Source organism: Nocardia sp. NPDC049526, from assembly GCF_044465765.1.
Lineage (GTDB): Bacteria > Actinomycetota > Actinomycetes > Mycobacteriales > Mycobacteriaceae > Nocardia.
In genome coordinates this window covers 308135-326506 of sequence record NZ_JBITMA010000007.1, presented here as the reverse complement: position 1 = coordinate 326506, position 18372 = coordinate 308135, and the positions used below count along the sequence as shown (strand labels likewise).

Annotated in this window: 15 protein-coding genes; 5 read left to right on the top strand and 10 right to left on the bottom strand. The window is 65.2% G+C overall.

The genetic code is table 11. The features are described 5' to 3' along the window. Positions 1-760: 760 nt before the first annotated feature. The 4 genes from ampC to ACIBW7_RS23510 form a co-directional block, all read right to left on the bottom strand. Positions 761-1894, bottom strand: a complete 1134-nt coding sequence (gene ampC, locus ACIBW7_RS23525; protein ID WP_397049975.1) for a class C beta-lactamase — start codon at positions 1892-1894, stop codon at positions 761-763. A gap of 251 nt (positions 1895-2145) precedes the next feature. Further along, positions 2146-2568: a hypothetical protein gene (locus tag ACIBW7_RS23520; RefSeq protein ID WP_397049598.1), complete on the bottom strand. Its 423-nt coding sequence runs from the start codon at positions 2566-2568 to the stop codon at positions 2146-2148. Between the two features lie 694 nt (positions 2569-3262). Next, a complete protein-coding gene (locus ACIBW7_RS23515; RefSeq protein ID WP_397049596.1) occupies positions 3263-3652 on the bottom strand; it encodes a PPOX class F420-dependent oxidoreductase in 390 nt (129 codons plus the stop codon). A 43-nt stretch (positions 3653-3695) separates the two neighbouring features. After that, positions 3696-5123, bottom strand: a complete 1428-nt coding sequence (locus ACIBW7_RS23510) for an acyl-CoA synthetase (protein ID WP_397049594.1) — start codon at positions 5121-5123, stop codon at positions 3696-3698. Positions 5124-5254: 131 nt separating this feature from the next. Between ACIBW7_RS23510 and ACIBW7_RS23505 the strand changes: the two genes are divergently transcribed. Further along, on the top strand, positions 5255-6106 hold the full coding sequence (locus tag ACIBW7_RS23505; RefSeq protein ID WP_397049592.1) for an oxygenase MpaB family protein: 852 nt from the start codon (positions 5255-5257) through the stop codon (positions 6104-6106). A gap of 3 nt (positions 6107-6109) precedes the next feature. Here the strand turns inward: ACIBW7_RS23505 and ACIBW7_RS23500 are convergent, their stop codons facing one another. Continuing rightward, positions 6110-6739, bottom strand: a complete 630-nt coding sequence (locus ACIBW7_RS23500) for a TetR/AcrR family transcriptional regulator (protein WP_397049590.1) — start codon at positions 6737-6739, stop codon at positions 6110-6112. A 187-nt stretch (positions 6740-6926) separates the two neighbouring features. On the opposite strand from ACIBW7_RS23500, the gene ACIBW7_RS23495 reads away from it, so the two are divergent. Both ACIBW7_RS23495 and ACIBW7_RS23490 read left to right on the top strand, forming a co-directional pair. Beyond that, positions 6927-7811 carry an oxygenase MpaB family protein gene (locus ACIBW7_RS23495; protein ID WP_397049588.1) on the top strand — a complete coding sequence of 295 codons (885 nt, stop codon included), beginning with the start codon at positions 6927-6929 and terminating at the stop codon, positions 7809-7811. 105 nt (positions 7812-7916) lie between these two features. Next, positions 7917-8786, top strand: a complete 870-nt coding sequence (locus ACIBW7_RS23490; RefSeq protein WP_397049586.1) for an oxygenase MpaB family protein — start codon at positions 7917-7919, stop codon at positions 8784-8786. 155 nt (positions 8787-8941) lie between these two features. On the opposite strand, the gene ACIBW7_RS23485 is transcribed toward ACIBW7_RS23490, so the two are convergent. From ACIBW7_RS23485 to cofH, 5 genes are all read right to left on the bottom strand, one after another. Further along, complete coding sequence (locus tag ACIBW7_RS23485) at positions 8942-9883, bottom strand: proline dehydrogenase family protein (RefSeq protein WP_397049584.1); 942 nt, start codon at positions 9881-9883, stop codon at positions 8942-8944. Further along, a complete protein-coding gene (pruA, locus tag ACIBW7_RS23480; protein WP_397049582.1) occupies positions 9880-11517 on the bottom strand; it encodes an L-glutamate gamma-semialdehyde dehydrogenase in 1638 nt (545 codons plus the stop codon). The genes ACIBW7_RS23485 and pruA overlap by 4 nt, the downstream gene beginning before the upstream one ends. A gap of 51 nt (positions 11518-11568) precedes the next feature. After that, positions 11569-12672 (bottom strand): succinyldiaminopimelate transaminase, encoded by a 1104-nt coding sequence (gene dapC / locus ACIBW7_RS23475; protein WP_397049973.1) that lies wholly within the window; start codon positions 12670-12672, stop codon positions 11569-11571. Positions 12673-12696: 24 nt separating this feature from the next. Further along, positions 12697-13020 carry a ferredoxin gene (gene fdxA, locus ACIBW7_RS23470; protein ID WP_063046612.1) on the bottom strand — a complete coding sequence of 108 codons (324 nt, stop codon included), beginning with the start codon at positions 13018-13020 and terminating at the stop codon, positions 12697-12699. Between the two features lie 190 nt (positions 13021-13210). Further along, positions 13211-15895, bottom strand: coding sequence for a 5-amino-6-(D-ribitylamino)uracil--L-tyrosine 4-hydroxyphenyl transferase CofH (gene cofH / locus ACIBW7_RS23465; RefSeq protein ID WP_397049579.1), 2685 nt, complete (start codon positions 15893-15895; stop codon positions 13211-13213). A 164-nt stretch (positions 15896-16059) separates the two neighbouring features. Here cofH and ACIBW7_RS23460 point away from each other — a divergent pair, with 164 nt between their 5' ends. Both ACIBW7_RS23460 and ACIBW7_RS23455 read left to right on the top strand, forming a co-directional pair. After that, positions 16060-16557, top strand: coding sequence for a PH domain-containing protein (locus ACIBW7_RS23460; protein ID WP_397049577.1), 498 nt, complete (start codon positions 16060-16062; stop codon positions 16555-16557). A gap of 62 nt (positions 16558-16619) precedes the next feature. Then, on the top strand, positions 16620-18173 hold the full coding sequence (locus ACIBW7_RS23455) for a PH domain-containing protein (protein ID WP_397049971.1): 1554 nt from the start codon (positions 16620-16622) through the stop codon (positions 18171-18173). The last annotated feature ends 199 nt before the right edge of the window (positions 18174-18372 follow it).

The following is an 18372-nucleotide window of genomic DNA, read 5'->3' as shown; positions in this document are numbered from 1 at the left end:
CCCGCCTCGCTGCCCCGCCTCTCCGAACCTTTAGGCGCCGGACTCAGTCGCGGCAACAATGACGTTGGCAGGCAGCGGTGGAGCCGTGGGGCAAGTTAGCCCGTCCCCTACGAGTTACCAGTGTGCTCTCTAAACGCACCGCCGCTGGTCATGGTGCCGACAGTACCGAGTGTTCTGTGGCCAATTGCCATCTAGTCGTCAAGAATTCGGCCGACGTGTGTGGGGCCGTGCTGACTGACGCGGTGTCTTGGTCTCGCCCGGTCGGCCGGGGCCATCGAGGAGGGCGGGATGCAGTGAAGACGGGAGCATGGGCCCGGCGCGCGCCGCGTTCGGTCGCGGCCGGTCGTCGGTGAGGTGTGCGGGGTTCCATGCGGCGGCGGAGAACGGTTGAGGGGTGGCACCGCTTGGCGGTGCCCTCCGGGGAACCCTGCCCGCACCCGAACACCCCCTCCACGGCTGAGCAACGCGGTCATCGCCCACTCCTTGACCAACGACGTCATGATGTTCGGGTCCTGTCGCGAAACGGCGTTTCCGAGCCGGAAGCGACCTCACCGACCGACATCAGCATCTCGAATAGCGGCCTGGATTCTGCATGTTCGCCCCTCGATCACTCACGCAAGGACCACACGATGAGCATTGGTAAGAAGATCGCGCACAGGTCGCTCGTGAGTATCTATCCACTGAATTCGCCGCTGCAGGGAGAACCCGAGTGACCGTCCTCCGCCGCTGACACGTCGCCTCTTGGGGACTCGTCTCAGGGTTATGGTGCCGGCGTTGAAAGCTGTTGCAGGACAGCGTGGGCTGCGGTGACACGGGCGTCGATGGGAAAGTTCTTGTTCGCAAGCATGACGATGCCGATCCGTTCGTCGGGCACGAAAGCAGCGTACGCGCCGAACCCGGCAGTGGAGCCGGTCTTGTTGAACAAGGTCGGACGCGAGGGAGATTGCGGGGTGATGGACGTGGCCGGGTTGGGCTTCATAGCCGCGATGGAGTTGCCGACCAGTAGCCGCTCGAGGTCGGTCGGGTAGGGGTATTGCTCCCAGCCGAGCCCTTGGGTCATCTCGCCGACGTCGAAATATCCGACATGCGTTCCCTCGACAGCATCACGCAGGGGCGGTTCGAGGGTATCGGGCGCAATGTTGGCCTCGATGAAACGGAGCATATCGGTGGCAGAGGACTTGACGCCATAGGCTTCGGCATCCAAAACGCCTACGTTCACACGGACCGGCGTGTTGCTGTCGTCATATCCCCATGCGTAATCGTCCATCTTGGCTTGCGGAACGTCGATGTAGCTATGGGACAGCTCCAGATTCGGGAAGAGCTGACCTTGAATCAGGTCGGTGAAATCGCCGTTCATCGCCAGGGCGCTGAGATAGCCGAACAGTCCGATGCTGGGGTTCGAGTACCGCCGCTGCCGACCGGGAGCGGCATCGGGCGTCCACTGCTGGAAGTAGGTCGGCATCTGGGCTTTGTCGGTGACCTCCGGCGGAAATTGCAGGGGTAGCCCACCTGCTGTGTAGGTGGCCAAGTTCAGCAGCGTGGCCTTGTCGGTGGCACTCCCGGCCAATTGCGGCAGGTAGGTACTGGGGTGATCGTCGAGCGAGATCCGGCCGAGTACTCGTGCATAGGACCCTAGTGTTGCGGTGAACGTCTTACTGATCGACCCGATCTCGAAAATGGTGTCGGGTGTAACGGGAGCGCCGCTTTGCCGGGAGGCAACGCCATAACCGAAGTAGTGCTGTTCGCCGTCGACCGTCACTGCTACGGCCATACCGGGTACGTTGTACTTGGCCATGAGCGGTTGAAACGCACGGTCCACGGCGGCGGCGAGAGCATCGGAGCTTCCGGCGCAGGCAGCCGCGCTGACGAGCGTGCAACAGAGGGCGATCACCATGAGCAATGGCGCGACGGCTTTGGTGATGGCCCTCAATCAGTGTCCCTTCCCACAACAAGCAAGCCCGGTGATTTTGGGTCCGCCCGAGTCGAAACCCTACCTAATCTGCCCGCGTGAACCGCGACGACCCAGTCGCTTCCGTAGTACTCGGTAGTCCAAACCAAGACCGCGTTCGTGGCAAGGGCATGGGTTGGCGACGCCGACCATGCCCAGATCATCCGCCGCTAGCCACCTGGCATGTTTTTCCCCGGCTAGAACTTGCGTCGAGCACCGATCGCCTGTTTCAGAATCCTTTTCTCTAGTTCGTTCTGGCTCAGGCGATCCACCCGTGTGAGCTGCAATTCGGCAGCGACGGCGAGCAAACCTTCGCGGTCGAGGTGCTGCGCGCGGAGATATGCGGCCCCCTCCTCCTCGGCCTCTGTTCCCCGCAGGTGCGCGGCGATGCTCGCCACATCCGTGATTGCTGCCGACGGTGCTTCGGTTGGCGGCTGGGCCTGGTGCGAGCTGGCCTGCTCGGCTGCCGCGTCGTCAACCGGATCACGCGGAGCAGTCACTGGAGTTCGCGGCGCAGCCGCGGGCGGCTCAACTCGTGCCGGGCCGTCGCCAGCCAGCCGGTCCACGAGTTGAGCCTTCGGCAGCTTGCTGTAGCCGGTGAAGCCGAGCAGCTTCGCCACCTCCTGCAACCCTTTCACCGGCAACCTCGCCGCGTTCAAGTAGATCTTGCGTTCCGGCCCTGACGGCAGCCGTACAAGGTCCGCCGCGGCCTGCCTCGGCTCAGCTCACGGCGTTATGGTGCCGATGGAAGCCGGGCGCGTATCCGGGCCAGCTGGCGGGACCAGCACCTGCGCGTCGTCGTTGTGCAGGACGGCCAGTTGTGCCGGCCCCGTGGTTGCCAACGGACACTGCGCGATCGGCAGCGCTCAGACCGGATACACCTCCACGATGACCAGGCGTTTTCCGGTTGCCCATGTTTTGCGTTTCCTGCCTAGGGCACGAACCTACAACAGGGCCAACTGCAAGGGTTCGACGCCCATGCGACGGCAAACTGCACGCTTGTCCGATCGGCTCATGTCCGGCATGGTTGCTGGCCAGCCGTCGAGGCTTGTCATCAAACCCGCCATTAACGGCTGACGTCAACCAACGACACCCGCGCACGCCAACGCTAGTAATCGATATCACAGCCAGAATTGGGCAGAATTTCAATGTATCCGCAGCTCAGAGGCTCACGGAGCCAACGACACCCAACGCTGACAACTCTTGACAACGACACCCATCGCACACTATTTCGATGCGAGTACATGGAGTTACCCATGTACCTACGAAACCATTTGTCTCGTTGATCCGGACACAGTACTTGCGCGACAGGCCCTACCCGTGGGTGACGGCGGCCTCCAGGCCGAAGGCGATTACTCGGGTGGGGTGGATGCGGATCTTTTCTCGGGAGACGCCGGAAATGTAGGGCTCTACGTCGGTCAATTGTTCTGCGGTGCCGCGGATTTCGAGGCAGCGGACGCGCCAGGGTTGGACGGAGGCGACGTCGTCGACGACGAAGGCGATGCGGTTGTTGGTGGCGATATTGCGGAATTTCCAGGACTTGCCCATATTCCAGCCCGCGATGTCGATGGTGCCGAGTTCGGCGTTGTAGCGGAAGCCGACCGGGCTGTTCTGGGGTGAGCCGTCGGGGCGTACGGTCGCCAGTCGGCCCAGGCGCTGGGTGGTCAGGTACTCGATCTGTTCGGGTGTCAGTGCTGCGCTCATACCGGCGACCGTAGAACCTGAACCGAAGTAGAGGTCAAGTTGTTCAGCCGAGCAGCTTCTTCTGCACCTTCCCCATGGCATTACGCGGCAGCGAATCCACCACGCGGACCTCGCGCGGGCGCTTGTGCACCGAAAGCTGTTCGGCCACATGCTCGATGAGCGCCTTCTCGATGGAATCCGGTGCGGCACCGCGCAATACGACGTACGCGACGATCCGCTGTCCCAGATCGGCGTCGGGGAGTCCTACTACCGCGACCTCGGCTACATCCGGATGTCCGAGCAGTACGGTCTCGACTTCGCCCGCGCCGATGCGATATCCACCGGACTTGATGAGATCGACCGATTCCCGGCCGACGATGCGGTGGAAACCATCGGCATCGATCGCCGCGACATCGCCCGTCTCGAACCAGCCGTCCTCGGTCCAGCATTCGGCGGTCGCCTCGGCCCGGTTGCGGTAACCGTCGAACAGCATCGGACCGCGAACCTGCAGGCCACCGATGCTCTCACCGTCATGTGGGACATCCGCACCGGCCTCGTCCCGCAGCCGGGTCTGCACACCCGCGACGGGCGTGCCGACCCAGCCGGGACGGCGCTCCCCATCGAACCGAGTGGACAGCGTGATCATCGTTTCGCTCATCCCGTACCGCTCGATCGGCGCGTGCCCGGTGAGTTCGCGCAGTCGCTCGAATACCGGCACCGGCAACGGCGCACTACCCGAGACGAGCAGCCGCGCACCACTCAATTTCCTTGCGGCATCGAGATCTTCGACAACGCGCGACCACACGGTGGGCACCCCGAAATACAGCGTGCCACGCGCGTCCGCATATGCCTGCGGTGTCGGTTTCCCGGTGTGGATCAGCGGGCTGCCCACCCGCAGCGGCCCGAGCACACCGAGGATCAGCCCGTGCACGTGGAACAGCGGAAGACCATGCACCAGAACGTCATTCGGCGTCCACGCCCACGCATCGGCGAGCGCGTCGAGCCCGGCGGCAATGGCACCACGATTGAGCACGACCCCCTTGGGCAGACCGGTGGTCCCTGAGGTGTACAGCACGAATGCCGGTGCGGCGGCGTCGGGTTCGGGATAGGTATGCCATGAGCGCGCGTGTACGCGCACCGGAACCACCGGCAGCTCCGTCCGCTCCGGCGCCTCGCCCAACCACGCCTGCGCACCGGAATCGGTGAGGATATGCGCCAGCTCGGCGGTTCCCGAATCCGGTGGCACCGGCACCACCGTCACCCCGGCGATGAGACAGCCGACCACCGCGAGCACAGTGGTGACGGTCGGTCGCGCCAGTACCGCAACACGATCGGCACGCGCGATGCGCTCGGCCACCGACGTTGCCGCACCGAGCAGATCACTGCGCGACAGTGTCACCCCGTCGATGGTGACGGCATCCGGTATATCCGCTCCTCCGGCGACAGCGAGCGGATTGAGCGAGCGAAGCAGCAGCGGCGGACCGAACGACATTCGCTCACGCTACTTCGGCACCACACCGCACCACCAAGCTCCCCCTCGACGAGAACGTGACGGTTGACACACCCATGAGACGGTGAGAACGTCTAAGCAATTCCTTCTCAACGATGAGTACGGGGTCGACAATGACCAGCCCGTTTCGTAAACCCGAGCCCACACCCGCCGAGGACGCGTTCGATATCGAGCGATACCTCGAGGGTGTCGCCGCATTCTTCGGCGGAACGGCGAATGTCATCATGCAGCTCAGCACGCTGCCGGTCGGCTACGGCGTGCTGGAGAGCACCGTCGACAGCGGCAAGGTCATGCTGCACCCGATCAAGCGACTGCGCACCACCCTTACCTACCTCTCGGTCGCCATGCTCGGCACCGATGACGAACGCGACGCCTACCGCGAGGCCGTGAACCTGTCGCATCACTCGGTCAAGTCGACCGCGGCGAGTCCGGTGAAGTACAACGCCTTCGATCCCGAACTGCAGCTCTGGGTGGCCGCCTGTCTCTATTGGGGCGCCCGCGACCTCTACGAGCGCATGCACGGACCGATGGACGACGGCGACGCGGAGGCCTTCTACCGCTACGGGTCTCGACTCGGCACCACGCTGCAAATGCGTCCGGAAATGTGGCCCGCCGACCGTGTCGCCTTCGACGAGTACTGGACCGAACATCTCGCGAAGACCACCATCGATCCCCCGATCCGCGACTACTTCAACGATCTGATCGATCTGAAGATGCTCCCGCGCCCCGCCCGCTTACTGTTCGCCCGGTTCCAGCGCTTCGTGGTCACCGGCCTGCTGCCCGTGCATCTGCGCGACCAGATGGGCATGACCTGGACCGCGGACGACGATCGGAAACTCGCCAGAATCATGCGCACCACCGGCTCGATCACGGCCCGAATGCCGAAGCAGGCCAGGCTGTTTCCGATCAACGCCTACCTGTGGGATATGCGCATCCGCAGGCGGTTCGGCCTGCGACTGGTGTGATTGTCACAGCCGGAACGAAACGACCACGTGGTCGCGGGCGAACTTGCGGATCGCGGCGTCGTCGTCGAGCGGAAGGACCGTTTGCGGGGTCAGCGCCAAGGACAGCGCCGTTCGCGCGATCATCTCGGCGACCGGCTCCGGATCGTATTCGGGCAACTTGCCCTCCCCCTGCAGCCGGGTGATGAATTCGGCCACATAGTCGCGGCCGAGTTCGAGCACCGGCGCACCCTTGACCGTGAGATACGGCAGCACGATCTCCGGCTCGGTCTTCAACAATCGGTCGAGCAGCTTATTGCCGCGCAGTCCGTTCAGGAAGGCGACGAACAACTCCACGATCTGATCCTCGGCACCGGCGTCGCGATCGACCTGCCGCTGCTGCGCCGCATCCACCTCCGCCACGAATTGCCGCGCCTGCCGCATCCCGACGGCCTGGATCAGATCGGATTTGCTCGCGAAGCGCCGGTAGAGGGTGGCCAGCGACAGGCCACACCGCCGCGCGACTTCCACCATGCTGGTCCGCTTGATACCGAAGTCCAGGAACGCCAGCAGAGCGGCATCCAGCACCCGCGTCTGGTTGCGGTCCTCCGGGCCAGTGCTGCGCACCAGCGCCAGCAGTCTGGTCAGCGTCGCCATAACTTCCACCCCTGTTCCGCTCCGATGACACGATGACACCGCTAGCATCGCATGCCGTCAGTCGGCGCCACCCACAAACGCCCCCGAAAGCGTGATTGACACCACCGCGAGGCAATGAGAAGGTTTATGTAGAACCTTCTCATCCATCCGCCTTGTCGCGGATGGCCACAGAAAGGCGAGGTCAACGATGACCGAACCCCTCCGCAGCGCCGATCACCTGCCGATTCCCGACCGCGTCGGCCCCGCAGCCGTCGAACCCATCACCCCGGAAACCGTCGAGGAGTACGTCGACGGAGTCGCGGCCTTCCTGGGCGGCGCCGCCAATGTGATCATGCAGCTGAGCCTGCGTCCGGTCGGGCGCGGCGTACTGGAGAGCACGGTCGACAGCGGCAAGGTCACGCTGCACCCGATCAAACGGCTGCGCACCACCCTGAGCTACCTCGCGGTCGCACTGATGGGCTCCGATGAAGAGCGTGCGCTGTATCGGGAGGCGGTCAACGAATCGCATCGACCGGTCCGCTCGACCTCGGCGAGTCCGGTGAAATACAACGCCTTCGATCCCACACTGCAACTCTGGGTGGCCGCCTGCCTCTACTGGGGCATCGACGACCTCTACACCCGCATGCACGGACCGATGAATCCCGATGCGGCCGAGGCCCTTTACCAGTACTGCGCCCGGCTCGGCACCACATTGCAGATGCGACCGGAGATGTGGCCCGCCAATCGTGCGGAATTCCAACGGTATTGGGACGAGAACCTGCCGAAGCGAGGTATCGAACCCGCCCTGCGCGACTACTTCGACGACCTCATCGATCTGAAGATTATGCCGCGCCCCGTCCAATTCGTCTTCGCCCGGCTCCAGCGGTTCGTCGTAACCGGCCTGCTGCCACAGCATTTGCGCAATGAGATGCGAATGACCTGGTCCCAGCGCGATCAGCGCCGCTTCGATCAGCTGCTGCGGATGATTTCGGCGGTGCACACTCAGCTGCCGAAGCCGGTGCGAATGTTCCCGTTGAACGCCTACATGTTCGACGTTCGCCGACGCATTCGGCTGGGTAAACCGCTCGTATGAGGGGACCGTTTGACACGCTATCGAGGTGATGAGAAGGTAAATACCAATTCTTCTCATCACCTTTCGATTGCCGCCGATCGACCCCCGTGAAAGACGAGGCCAACGATGACCTTGCCGCTACCCGTGGAGCCACCCGATCCCGGACCGACCTGTCGCTACGGCACCGTCGACAACTTCGCGATGGACGAATTCTGGAGCGGTGTCGCGGCCTTCCTCGGCGGAACGGCGAATGTCATCATGCAGCTGAGCCTGCGGCCGGTCGCGTACGGCGTCATGGAAAGCACGGTCGAATCCGGCCGGATCGATGTGCACCCGTGGAAGCGGACGCGCACCACACTGACCTATCTCGCGGTGGCGCTGATGGGCACCGAAGAGGATCGTGCGAACTATCGCGAGGCCGTCAACGGCTCACATCGCGCGGTGCACTCCAAGCCGGGCGCCGCGGTCAAATACAACGCCTTCGACCCGAAGCTGCAACTGTGGGTCGCCGCCTGTTTGTATTGGGGCTTGGTCGATCTGGAGGAGCGGCTGCACGGACCGATGGACGAGGACACCGCGGATGTGCTCTACCAGTACGCCGCTCGGCTCGGCACCACCCTGCAGATGCGACCGGAAATGTGGCCCCGCGACCGAAAGGCCTTCCAGGAGTACTGGAATGCCACTCTCGCGACCAAAACCGTAGATGCCCGCACCCGCACGTACTTCAACGATCTCATCGATCTGAAGATGGTCGCCTGGCCGTTGCGCATATTCGGCCCGCTGCAGCGGTTCTTGGTGACCAGTCTGCTGCCGCCGCACCTGCGTGCCGAGATGCGCATGAATTGGAGTGAACGTCAGGAGCGCTTCGCGAACCGATTGCTGCGCGCGATCGGCGCCGTGCACCGCATACTTCCCAAGCCCGCCAGGCTCTTTCCGATGAATCTCTGTCTCTGGGATATGCGCAGGCGGCATCGTCTCGGCAAGCCGCTCGTCTGAGCTCACCCACTCCGCCGGCTGCCATCCCGCTGTGCTCACCCACCCCGCCGGCTCCGCCAGCCGCCATCCCGCTGTGCTCACCCACCCCGCCGGCTCCGCCGGCTGCCATCCCGCTGTGCTCACCCACCCCGCCGGCTCCGCCGGCTGCCATCCCCCTAGGACTTGCTGACCAATGCGCGCAGAAAGAATGTGAGGTTGGCCGGACGTTCGGCGAGGCGGCGGGTCAGGTAGCAATACCACTGGCTGCCGTACGGCACATACACCCGCATGGCATTGCCCGCGGCGGCCAGCCGCAACTGCTCGGGATCGCGGATGCCGTAGAGCATCTGGTGCTCGAATCGGTCTGGGCCACGGCCGGTTTCGGCGGCCAGCTGTTCGGCGGCGCGGATGAGCACCGGATCGTGGGTGGCCACCATCGGATAACCGGCACCGCCCATCAGGATCTTCAGACAGCGCAGATAGGAATCTGTCACTTCGGCGGAGCGCTGATAGGCGACAGTATGCGGTTCCCGATATGCGCCCTTACACAAGCGGATTCGCGATCCGGACAGCTCGCGACAGTCTTCCTCGGTGCGATGTAGATAAGCCTGCAATACCGCACCGAGCCAGGGGAATTCGGCACGCACTGCACGAACCGTGGTCAGCGTGGCTTCGGTGGTGGTGTGGTCCTCCGCGTCGACGGTGACCCACACTCCGGCCTGGGCCGCCTTGGTGCACAGAATGCGCAGATTATCGGTGGCGATGGCCGGGCCGTCGGCGGGCAGCGCCTGCCCGAGCGCGGAGAGTTTCACCGACACCTCGGTGCGGGCCGCGGCATCTCGGAAGCCGTTCACGGCCGCCAGATCGTTGATCAGCGAAAGATATTCGGCCACCGTGGCATCTGCCTGCACCCGGTCGATGGTGTTCTCTCCGAGGAAGTCGACGCTGATCAGCCGACGGCTCGCGAGCAGCTCCCGCACCACCGGAATCAACTCGTCACGGCCCGCACCGGCCACGAAGCGCCGGACGATCTCCGCGGTGACCGGCGTCCCGGTGACGATGCGCTTCATCCGTGGCGACGCGGAGGCTGCGAGAATGACCGGCCGCAGTGGATTCATTCCGACCCCATGTGCGGATACCGGTAATCACCCGGCGGCACGAAAGTCTCCTTGATCGTGCGTGGCGCGACCCAGCGCAGCAGGTTCAGCGGCGAGCCCGCCTTGTCGTCGGTGCCCGAGGCGCGCGCACCGCCGAAGGGCTGCTGACCGACGACCGCGCCGGTCGGCTTGTCATTGATGTAGAAGTTGCCCGCGGCGAATCGCAGTGCGGCCGAGGCCTGTTCGACGGCCTTGCGGTCCTGGGCGAAGATCGCGCCGGTGAGTGCGTAGGGTGCCGCCGACTCCACCTCGGCCAATATCGCCGCGTAGGAGCCGGGCTCGGCATCGTCGTAGACGTGCACGGCGAGGATGGGACCGAAATATTCGGTGGCGAAGGCGTCGTCGTGCGGATCGTCCACCACCAGCACCGTGGGCCGGACGAACCAGCCTTCGCTGTCGTCGTATTCGCCACCCGCCGGGATGGCGATACCCGCCGACCTAGCACGTTCGATCGCGGCCACATTCTTGTCGTAGGCGCGCCGATCGATCAGTGCCCCACCGAAATTCGTCAGATCGGCGACATCGCCGTAGCTTAGTCCACGGGTCAGTTGCAGGAAGTCGTCACCGATCGTGCGCCAGACCGAGCGTGCGATATAGGCGCGCGAAGCCGCCGAACATTTCTGGCCCTGATATTCGTAGGCACCGCGAATCAGCGCGGTACGCAAGGCATCCGGATCGGCCGACGGGTGCGCGACGATGAAGTCCTTACCGCCCGTCTCACCCACTAACCGTGGATACGAATGGTATCGGCCGATATCCGCGCCGACCTGGGACCACAGGAACTGAAATGTCTTGGTGGAGCCGGTGAAATGGATGCCCGCCAGCCGCGGATCGACGAGCGCGACCTCCGACAGTTCGGCACCGTCGCCGGTCACCATATTGATCACACCCGGCGGCAGCCCGGCCGCCTCCAGCAGCCGCATCGTGTAGAAGGCCGCGAGCGTCTGCGTCGGCGAGGGCTTCCACACCACGGTATTGCCCATCAACGCGGGCGCCGTCGGCAGATTGCCCGCGATGGCGGTGAAGTTGAACGGAGTGATCGCGTAGACGAACCCCTCCAGCGGGCGGTAGTCCATCTGGTTCCACACGCCTGCGCTCGACTGCGGCTGCTGCTGCAGAATCTGGCGCGCGAAGGCCACATTGAACCGCCAGAAGTCGACCAGTTCGCACGGCGCATCGATTTCGGCCTGCTGGACCGTCTTGGATTGACCGAGCATGGTCGCGGCGGCGATCGTCTCCCGCCACGGCCCGGCCAGCAGATCCGCCGCGCGCAGGAAGACGGCCGCCCGTTCGTCGAAGGCCGTGCTGCGCCAGCCGGGCGCCGCTGCGATCGCGGCCTCGATGGCGCCGTGGGCTTCCGAATGCGTGGTGTCGGTGTAGGTGCCGAGCACCTGCCGATGCCGATGCGGGGCGACGATATCGTGCCGAGCGCCGATGCCCGGCCGGTGCTTGCCACCGACGACCAGCGGAATGTCGATGGATTCGGCGGCGATCTCGGTGAGCTTGGTGATCAGCAGTTCCCGCTCAGGGCTGCCCGGCGCGTAGGAGTGCACCGGCTCGTTGCTGGGGATAGGGACTACCGTGACAGCGTCCATACCCCAAGGCTAACGCCGTTCCCCGGTCATCGGGCACGACCGCGGGACGTGTCAGGCCAGACGTTGCGCGGCGGCCTCGATGCGTTCGTCGGAGGCAGTCAGCGCGATGCGCACGTACTCCCCTGCGCCCGGTCCGTAGAAGTCGCCCGGTGCGGCGAGGATGCCGCGCTCGGCCAACCAGTCCAGGGTGGTGCGGCACGGTTCGCCCCTGGTCGACCACAGGTAGAGGCCCGCTTCGGAGTGATCGATGCGGAAACCGGCTTCCTGCAAGGCCTTTCGCAGCACCTCGCGACGCGCACGATAGCGCTCACGTTGCACGGCCTCATGGGCGTCGTCACCGAGTGCGGCGGTCATGGCCGCCTGGATCGGGAACGGCACCATCATGCCGGAGTGCTTGCGCACCTCGAGCAATTCGGCGACGAGTTCCGCATCGCCCACCACGAATCCGGCTCGGTAGCTGGCCAGGTTGGAGGTCTTCGACAGCGAGTGCACCGCTAGCAGGCCGGTGTGGTCGCCGTCGCACACCTCCGGATCGAGGATCGAGACGGCGCGACCCTCCCATGCCAAGCCCAAGTAGCACTCGTCGGAGGCCACGATCGCGCCGCGCTCACGCGCGAACTGAACCACCTTGCGCAGATGCTCGACACCGAGCACCTTCCCCGTCGGGTTCGATGGGGAGTTCACATAGATAAGAGCGGGCGATTGCGGACCCAACTGGGTCAGGCCATCCGCTCGCACCACTTTGGTCCCGGCCAGCAACGCACCCACCTCGTAGGTCGGGTAGGCGACCTCCGGGATGACGACCAGATCGTCCGCGCCGAGCCCGAGCAGCCGCGGCAGACCGGCAATCAGCTCCTTGGTGCCGATCACCGGCAGCACCGCGGCCGGGTCGAGTCCGGTGATCCCGTAGCGCCGCTTCAGTGCATCGACGGCCGCGACCCGCAGTTCGGGCGTGCCGTGCGTAGTCGGATATCCGGGCACGTCGGCGACCGAACTCAACGCCGCCCGGATCAGCGGGTCCACCGGATCGACCGGGGTGCCGACCGAAAGGTCGACGATCCCGTCCGGATGCGCGGCGGCCTCGGCCTTCACCGATGCGATGGTGTCCCATGGAAAATCGGGCAGCAGAGCGCTGACCCGGCGACGCGGTGACACAGAACTCACTCAGTACCTAATTACTCATTCAGTCGCCATCGGCGGCAGCTCTTTGATGAACGGCGGGTCGTAATCCACCTTGCCGACCTTCGTCGCACCGCCGGGCGAACCCAGCTCGTCGAAGAAGTCGACATTGGCGTTCACGTAGCCGCCCCACTGGTCCGGGGTGTCGTCTTCGTAGAAGATCGCCTCCACCGGGCACACCGGCTCACATGCACCACAGTCCACGCACTCGTCGGGATGGATGTACAGCATGCGACCACCCTCGTAGATGCAGTCCACGGGGCATTCTTCGATGCATGCCTTGTCCTTCACGTCAACGCACGGTTCAGCGATGATGTACGGCACTGCCGCTCTCCTAGTCTGTCCTCACGGGGATAGTCCGCCCAGCGTCACACTAGCCCGGCAGCCCAGGTTACTCCCGGCCAGCCTGCCCTAACCAACTTCGTCCCGAATACCACTCGCTGGATATGAAACGCCGCTGACATCCGCGCCTTTGCGAATCGTCCGAGCGCGACGACCGGGAATCTGGTATCGACTAGCCCACCGTCAGTGGCAACACCGCGGAGATCTTCCGTGGTGGTACCCCATAAGTAGTGGTCCGTTCGCGCACCGGGCGACCGATACCCTCGGCGATCTCGGCGAGTTCCGCGACGGTCTTGGCGGAACCGTGTTGCGATCCGGCCATGCGGGAGATGGTCTCCTCCATCAAGGTACCGCCCAGATCGTTGGCGCCGCCGTTGAGCATCATGCGGGTGCCCGCTGTGCCGAGTTTCACCCAGCTGGTCTGAATGTTATCGATGCGGCCGTGCAACATGATCCGCGCGAGGGCGTGCGCCGCTCGGTTGTCCCGGATGGTCGGGCCCGGTCGCGCGGCACCGGCAAGGTACAGCGGTGCGCTCTGGTGCACGAACGGCAGCAGCACGAACTCGGTGAAACCGCCTGTCGCGTCCTGGATTCCGCGCAGCACCCGCAGATGTCCGACCCAGTGCTTCGGGTTGTCGACGTGGCCGTACATCATCGTGGAACTCGAACGCAGGCCGACCCGATGCGCGGTGGTGATCACCTCGACCCATGCGGAGGTCGGCAGTTTGCCCTTGGTGAGCACCCAGCGCACCTCGTCGTCGAGGATTTCCGCGGCCGTGCCGGGAATCGTGTCCAGCCCGGCTTCCTTCAACGCGACCAGCCAGTCGCGAATGCTCTGCCCGCCGCGGGATGCGCCGTTCACGATCTCCATCGGGCTGAACGCGTGCACATGCATCGATGGCACCCGCTGTTTGATCGCGCGCACCAGATCCGCATAGCCGGTGACCGGGAGGTCCGGATCGATGCCGCCCTGCATGCAGATTTCGGTCGCGCCGTCGACGTGCGCCTCCCAGGCGCGGTCGGCGACCTCGTCCATGCTCAGGGTGAAGGCGTCGGCATCGCCCTTGCGCTGGGCGAACGCGCAGAAGCGGCAGCCGGTGTAGCAGATATTGGTGAAGTTGATATTCCGGTTCACCACGTAGGTGACATCGTCGCCGTTGACGTCGCGGCGCAGTTGGTCGGCGAGAGCAGCCACCGCATCCAGCGCTGGTCCCTCGGCCGTTGCCAGCGCCAGGTACTCGGCGTCGGTGAGCCCGGCCGGATCGTTTTCGGCGGTGTGCAGCGCGGCGAGCACATCGGAATCCAATCGCTCTGGTGCCGCGACGGCGAGGTCACGAGCCTGTTCGCGAATGGTGTCCCAGTCGCCGAAGGCCCCGACGACATCGGTGTCTGATCGGCGGCCCTCGGCTCCGTCGGGCGCGAAGCGCGCTGTGCCGATGGCTCGCTCGCTGCGCTCGCTCACGCCGCGGCCGAGTGCGGAATCGCTGCGGCTCTCGGTGTTTCGGCCCTCGGTATCGATCGAGGTGTTGAGGTCGACGCGGCCCGCGGATTCCCACGACTCGTCCGGTTCCTGCCAGGGCAGGCCGACTGGGAGCGCATCGGGATTCGCCAGACCGGTGTTCGGATCGGTGAGTGCGGCGACGTGTGCGCCGATGCGCGGATCGACCCACGGGTTGCCCGCGCGCACGTATTTCGGATGCGCCGAGGTGCGTTCGACGAGTCGGTAGCCCGCGGCCTCGGTGATTTCGCGCAGCGTATCGAGGTTCGGCCAGGGCCGTTCCGGATTCACATGGTCGGGGGTGACCGGCGAGACGCCGCCCCAGTCATCGATTCCCGCATCGATCAGCGCCTGGCATTCGGAGTGCGACACCAGATTCGGCGGCGCCTGCACTGGAACGTCCGGGCCGAGCAGCAGCCGGGTGACCGCGATGGTGGCCCGGAACTCCTCCATGCCGGCGTCGGGAACATCGCGCATGGCGGTGTCGTCCTTGGCGCGGAAGTTCTGGATGATCACTTCCTGGATATGCCCGAATGCCTTGTGCTGCTTGCGAATCGCCATGATCGACTCGGCGCGCTCGGTCAGCGTTTCGCCGATGCCGACCAGAATGCCGGTAGTGTAGGGCACCGAAAGCCGGCCGGCGTCGGTGATAGCGCGCAACCGCACCGCCGGATCCTTATCCGGACTTCCGTAGTGGCAGTTGCCCTTTTCGGTGAACAGGCGGGTGGCGGTGGTCTCGAGCATCATGCCCATGGACTGCGCCACCGGTTTGAGCCGCGAGATTTCCTCCCAGCTCATGACGCCCGGATTCAGATGCGGCAGCAGACCGGTCTCCTCGAGCACCATGATCGAGACGGCGCGCAGGTAGTCCAGCGTGGAGTCGTAGCCGCGTTCGTCGAGCCACTGCGCGGCCTCCGGCCAACGGTCCTCAGGCCGGTCACCGAGGGTGAACAGGGCTTCCTTACAGCCGAGCTCGGCACCTCGGCGCGCGATTTCCAGCACCTCGTCGGGCTCGAGGAACATGCCCTTGCCCTCGGCGCGCAACTTGCCCGGAACCGTGACGAAGGTGCAGTAGTGGCATTTGTCCCGGCAGAGTTTGGTCAGCGGGATGAAGACATTGCGCGAATAGCTGATGGTCTTCGGCCGGCCCGCCGATTCCAGTCCGGCATCGCGCACCCGGGCGGCACTGCGAGTCAGGTCGACGAGGTCGTCACCGCGTGCATGCAGCAGTACGGCCGCCTCGTCCACATTCAGTGTCACCCCGTCGCGGGCCCGCCGCAGCGCACGGCGCATTGCCGACGGCGTTGGCGGTGCGGACGGGACGCTCGGGGTCGCTAGCTCGGTCACGCCCTCGATCATGCGCTACACATCCTGGGCTGTCTCCCTCCAGTGCTTGTGAGCGGTGATAACTGTGCGGTCTCACGCAGTATTCCGATACATCCGGGCGAATTATTCCCGTGCAGGTAGGCGGGTTGCGGCGGACGAAGAAGACGGCCGCGCCGTGACGTGGAACCATGGCAAGCATGTCGCAGCCGCGCACGATCATGGCCGACCCGGCCTGGCGTCCGAGCACCAAGGCCAAGCTCTTGTGGACGATTCAGGCCGCGGTCGGCTGGGTGATTCCCGTCGTGGCGCTGATCTTGTGGGTTGTCGTCGACTCCGGGCATCGCGGTGCGCAGCTGGTGGTCTTCGCCGTGGCGCTCGTGCTCGCGGCGGTGAGCATCGGGGTGGTGCCGCTGTGGCGGTTCGCGGTGCATCGGTGGGAGGTGACCGATGAGGCGGTGTACACCCGGGTCGGATGGTTGACGGTGGAGAGCCGGGTGGCGCCCATCTCCCGGGTGCAGACCGTCGATACCGAGCGCGGGCCGCTGGAGCGATTCCTCGGGCTGGCGACGGTGACCGTCACGACGGCGTCCTCGGCCGGTGCGGTGCGGATCTCCGCGCTCGATCTGCCGGTCGCCGAACAGATGGTCACGCGGTTGACCGAGATCGCCGCCTTGCACCGCGGGGATGCGACGTGAGTTCGTACGAGACCGATCTCGCGCCGGAGACGGAGCAGTCGTGGTTGCGGCTGGATAAGCGAATGTTGTTGGTACACCCCGTCAACGAGGTCGTAAGGTTCATTCCGGTGCTGATCGGGTCGGTGATCCTCGGCACCAATACCGGTAACCCTGTCTGGGGGCTCATCGCGTTGGCGGTGATCGTCGGCTTCGCGCTGACGCGCTGGTTCACCACTACCTATCGGGTCGGGCCGACAGACGTCGAGTTGCGGACCGGGTTGATTCAGCGCAAGAAGCTGTCGGTACCACGGTCGCGGATCCGATCGGTCGATATCGAGGCCGATCTGTTGCATCGGGTGCTGGGACTCGCGGTGTTGGCGATCGGGACCGGGCAGCACGCGGATTCGGGTGAGAAGTTCAAGCTCGATGCGTTGGATGCGGATGTGGTGCCGGAGTTGCGGGCGGCGCTGCTCGCCCATACCTCCGGTTCGCCGGAATCTACTGCAGGACCAAAGGTTCCAGATCTACGGAAGGACCGGCCGGTGTCCGGGAACGCCCGGGAGATCGGTCATTGGCAAGCGAGCTGGGTGCGTTACGCGCCGCTGTCGCTGACCGGTTTCGCGATCATCGCACCCGTCGTCGGTTTGGCAATTCAGTACGGGTTCGACCAGATCGTAGTCAGTTCGGACGCGGTGCACAGCATCGAGGACGGTAGTGCGGCGCTCATCGCCGTCGCCATCGGACTGCTTGTCGTCGCGATCGTGGTGATCGTGAGCCTCGCGGCCTGCGCACGTTATCTGACAACGTATTTCGGGCTGCGGGTGCTCGATGACGACCGCACATTGCAGCTGCGCCACGGACTGTTCACGACCAGACAGATCACCCTGGATCTGGCTCGTTTCCGCGGCGCGACCGTCAACGAGCCGCTGCTGCTCCGCATGGCCGGTGCCGCCGAACTCGAAGCCATCATGACCGGCCAGAGCCCGCGCCAGAAGATCCTGCCCCAGGCGCCGCGCTCCGCGATCGAACGCACCCTCGCGGAATTGCTCGCACCCCGAGGCGCCCGACGTCCCGGTGCCACGAACGAACTCGCGTGGGCCGAAGATTCGGTGGGCCGAGCGCCGCAGCCGGCGCCGACCGCGAGCCACGCGTCGCGCGCAACGGTGAGCACCGCGCCGCTGATCGCGCACGGCCCGGTCGCGCGCCGCCGCCGGTATACCCGCGCGCTGAGCCCGATCGTGATCCCCGCGGTCGCGATGCTGTACTTTTCCCTTGCCGGAGTGGACTTTTCAGCATGGTGGTGGCTGCTGCCCGCACTCGCGGGCCTGATCGCCGCCGCGCTGGCCGCCGACCGTTACCGCGGCCTCGGCCACGCCGTTCTGCCCGCCACCGACAGCAGTCCGGCGTGGCTCATCACCCGTTCCGGCTCGCTCGACCGCGATCGCGACTGTCTCGAAGCCCCCGGCATCATCGGTTGGACTGTCCGCCAATCCTTTTGGCAGCGCCGCTCCGGCATCGCCACCGTGGTTGCCGCCACAGCAGCCGGTAAGAAGCGCTACCTCGTCGTCGACATCCCCCTCGAACAGGCCTGGGACCTCATCGAATCGGCAACGCCTGGCCGCCTGGGCACCCGCTGACCCCGCCGATCGAGTTCACGCATACCCGGTGAGCGCCGCGCACAGGCCATAGCTCTTGCGAGGTGCTCACGCGCTGTGCGGCAGGTTGCCTCCGGGATCGAATTGGCCTTGCGGCCGGGCAGGTCGGCGAGTCCGAGCGCGCTGTCCGCACCCCACGAATGTCCGATCGCGGTGGCATCGGTGAGATCGAGCTGTCTGA

Bases quoted from the DNA above. Each gene is read 5' to 3' on its own strand.
- ampC (WP_397049975.1), bottom strand. From the start codon at position 1,894: ATGGTGATCGCCCTCTGTTGCACGCTCGTCAGCGCGGCTGCCTGCGCC.
- ACIBW7_RS23515 (WP_397049596.1), bottom strand. From the start codon at position 3,652: ATGAGCGCAGCACTGACACCCGAACAGATCGAGTACCTGACCACCCAG.
- ACIBW7_RS23510 (WP_397049594.1), bottom strand. From the start codon at position 5,123: ATGTCGTTCGGTCCGCCGCTGCTGCTTCGCTCGCTCAATCCGCTCGCT.
- ACIBW7_RS23505 (WP_397049592.1), top strand. From the start codon at position 5,255: ATGACCAGCCCGTTTCGTAAACCCGAGCCCACACCCGCCGAGGACGCG.
- ACIBW7_RS23500 (WP_397049590.1), bottom strand. From the start codon at position 6,739: ATGGCGACGCTGACCAGACTGCTGGCGCTGGTGCGCAGCACTGGCCCG.
- ACIBW7_RS23495 (WP_397049588.1), top strand. From the start codon at position 6,927: ATGACCGAACCCCTCCGCAGCGCCGATCACCTGCCGATTCCCGACCGC.
- ACIBW7_RS23490 (WP_397049586.1), top strand. From the start codon at position 7,917: ATGACCTTGCCGCTACCCGTGGAGCCACCCGATCCCGGACCGACCTGT.
- ACIBW7_RS23485 (WP_397049584.1), bottom strand. From the start codon at position 9,883: ATGAATCCACTGCGGCCGGTCATTCTCGCAGCCTCCGCGTCGCCACGG.
- pruA (WP_397049582.1), bottom strand. From the start codon at position 11,517: ATGGACGCTGTCACGGTAGTCCCTATCCCCAGCAACGAGCCGGTGCAC.
- cofH (WP_397049579.1), bottom strand. From the start codon at position 15,895: ATGATCGAGGGCGTGACCGAGCTAGCGACCCCGAGCGTCCCGTCCGCA.
- ACIBW7_RS23460 (WP_397049577.1), top strand. From the start codon at position 16,060: ATGTCGCAGCCGCGCACGATCATGGCCGACCCGGCCTGGCGTCCGAGC.
- ACIBW7_RS23455 (WP_397049971.1), top strand. From the start codon at position 16,620: ATGTTGTTGGTACACCCCGTCAACGAGGTCGTAAGGTTCATTCCGGTG.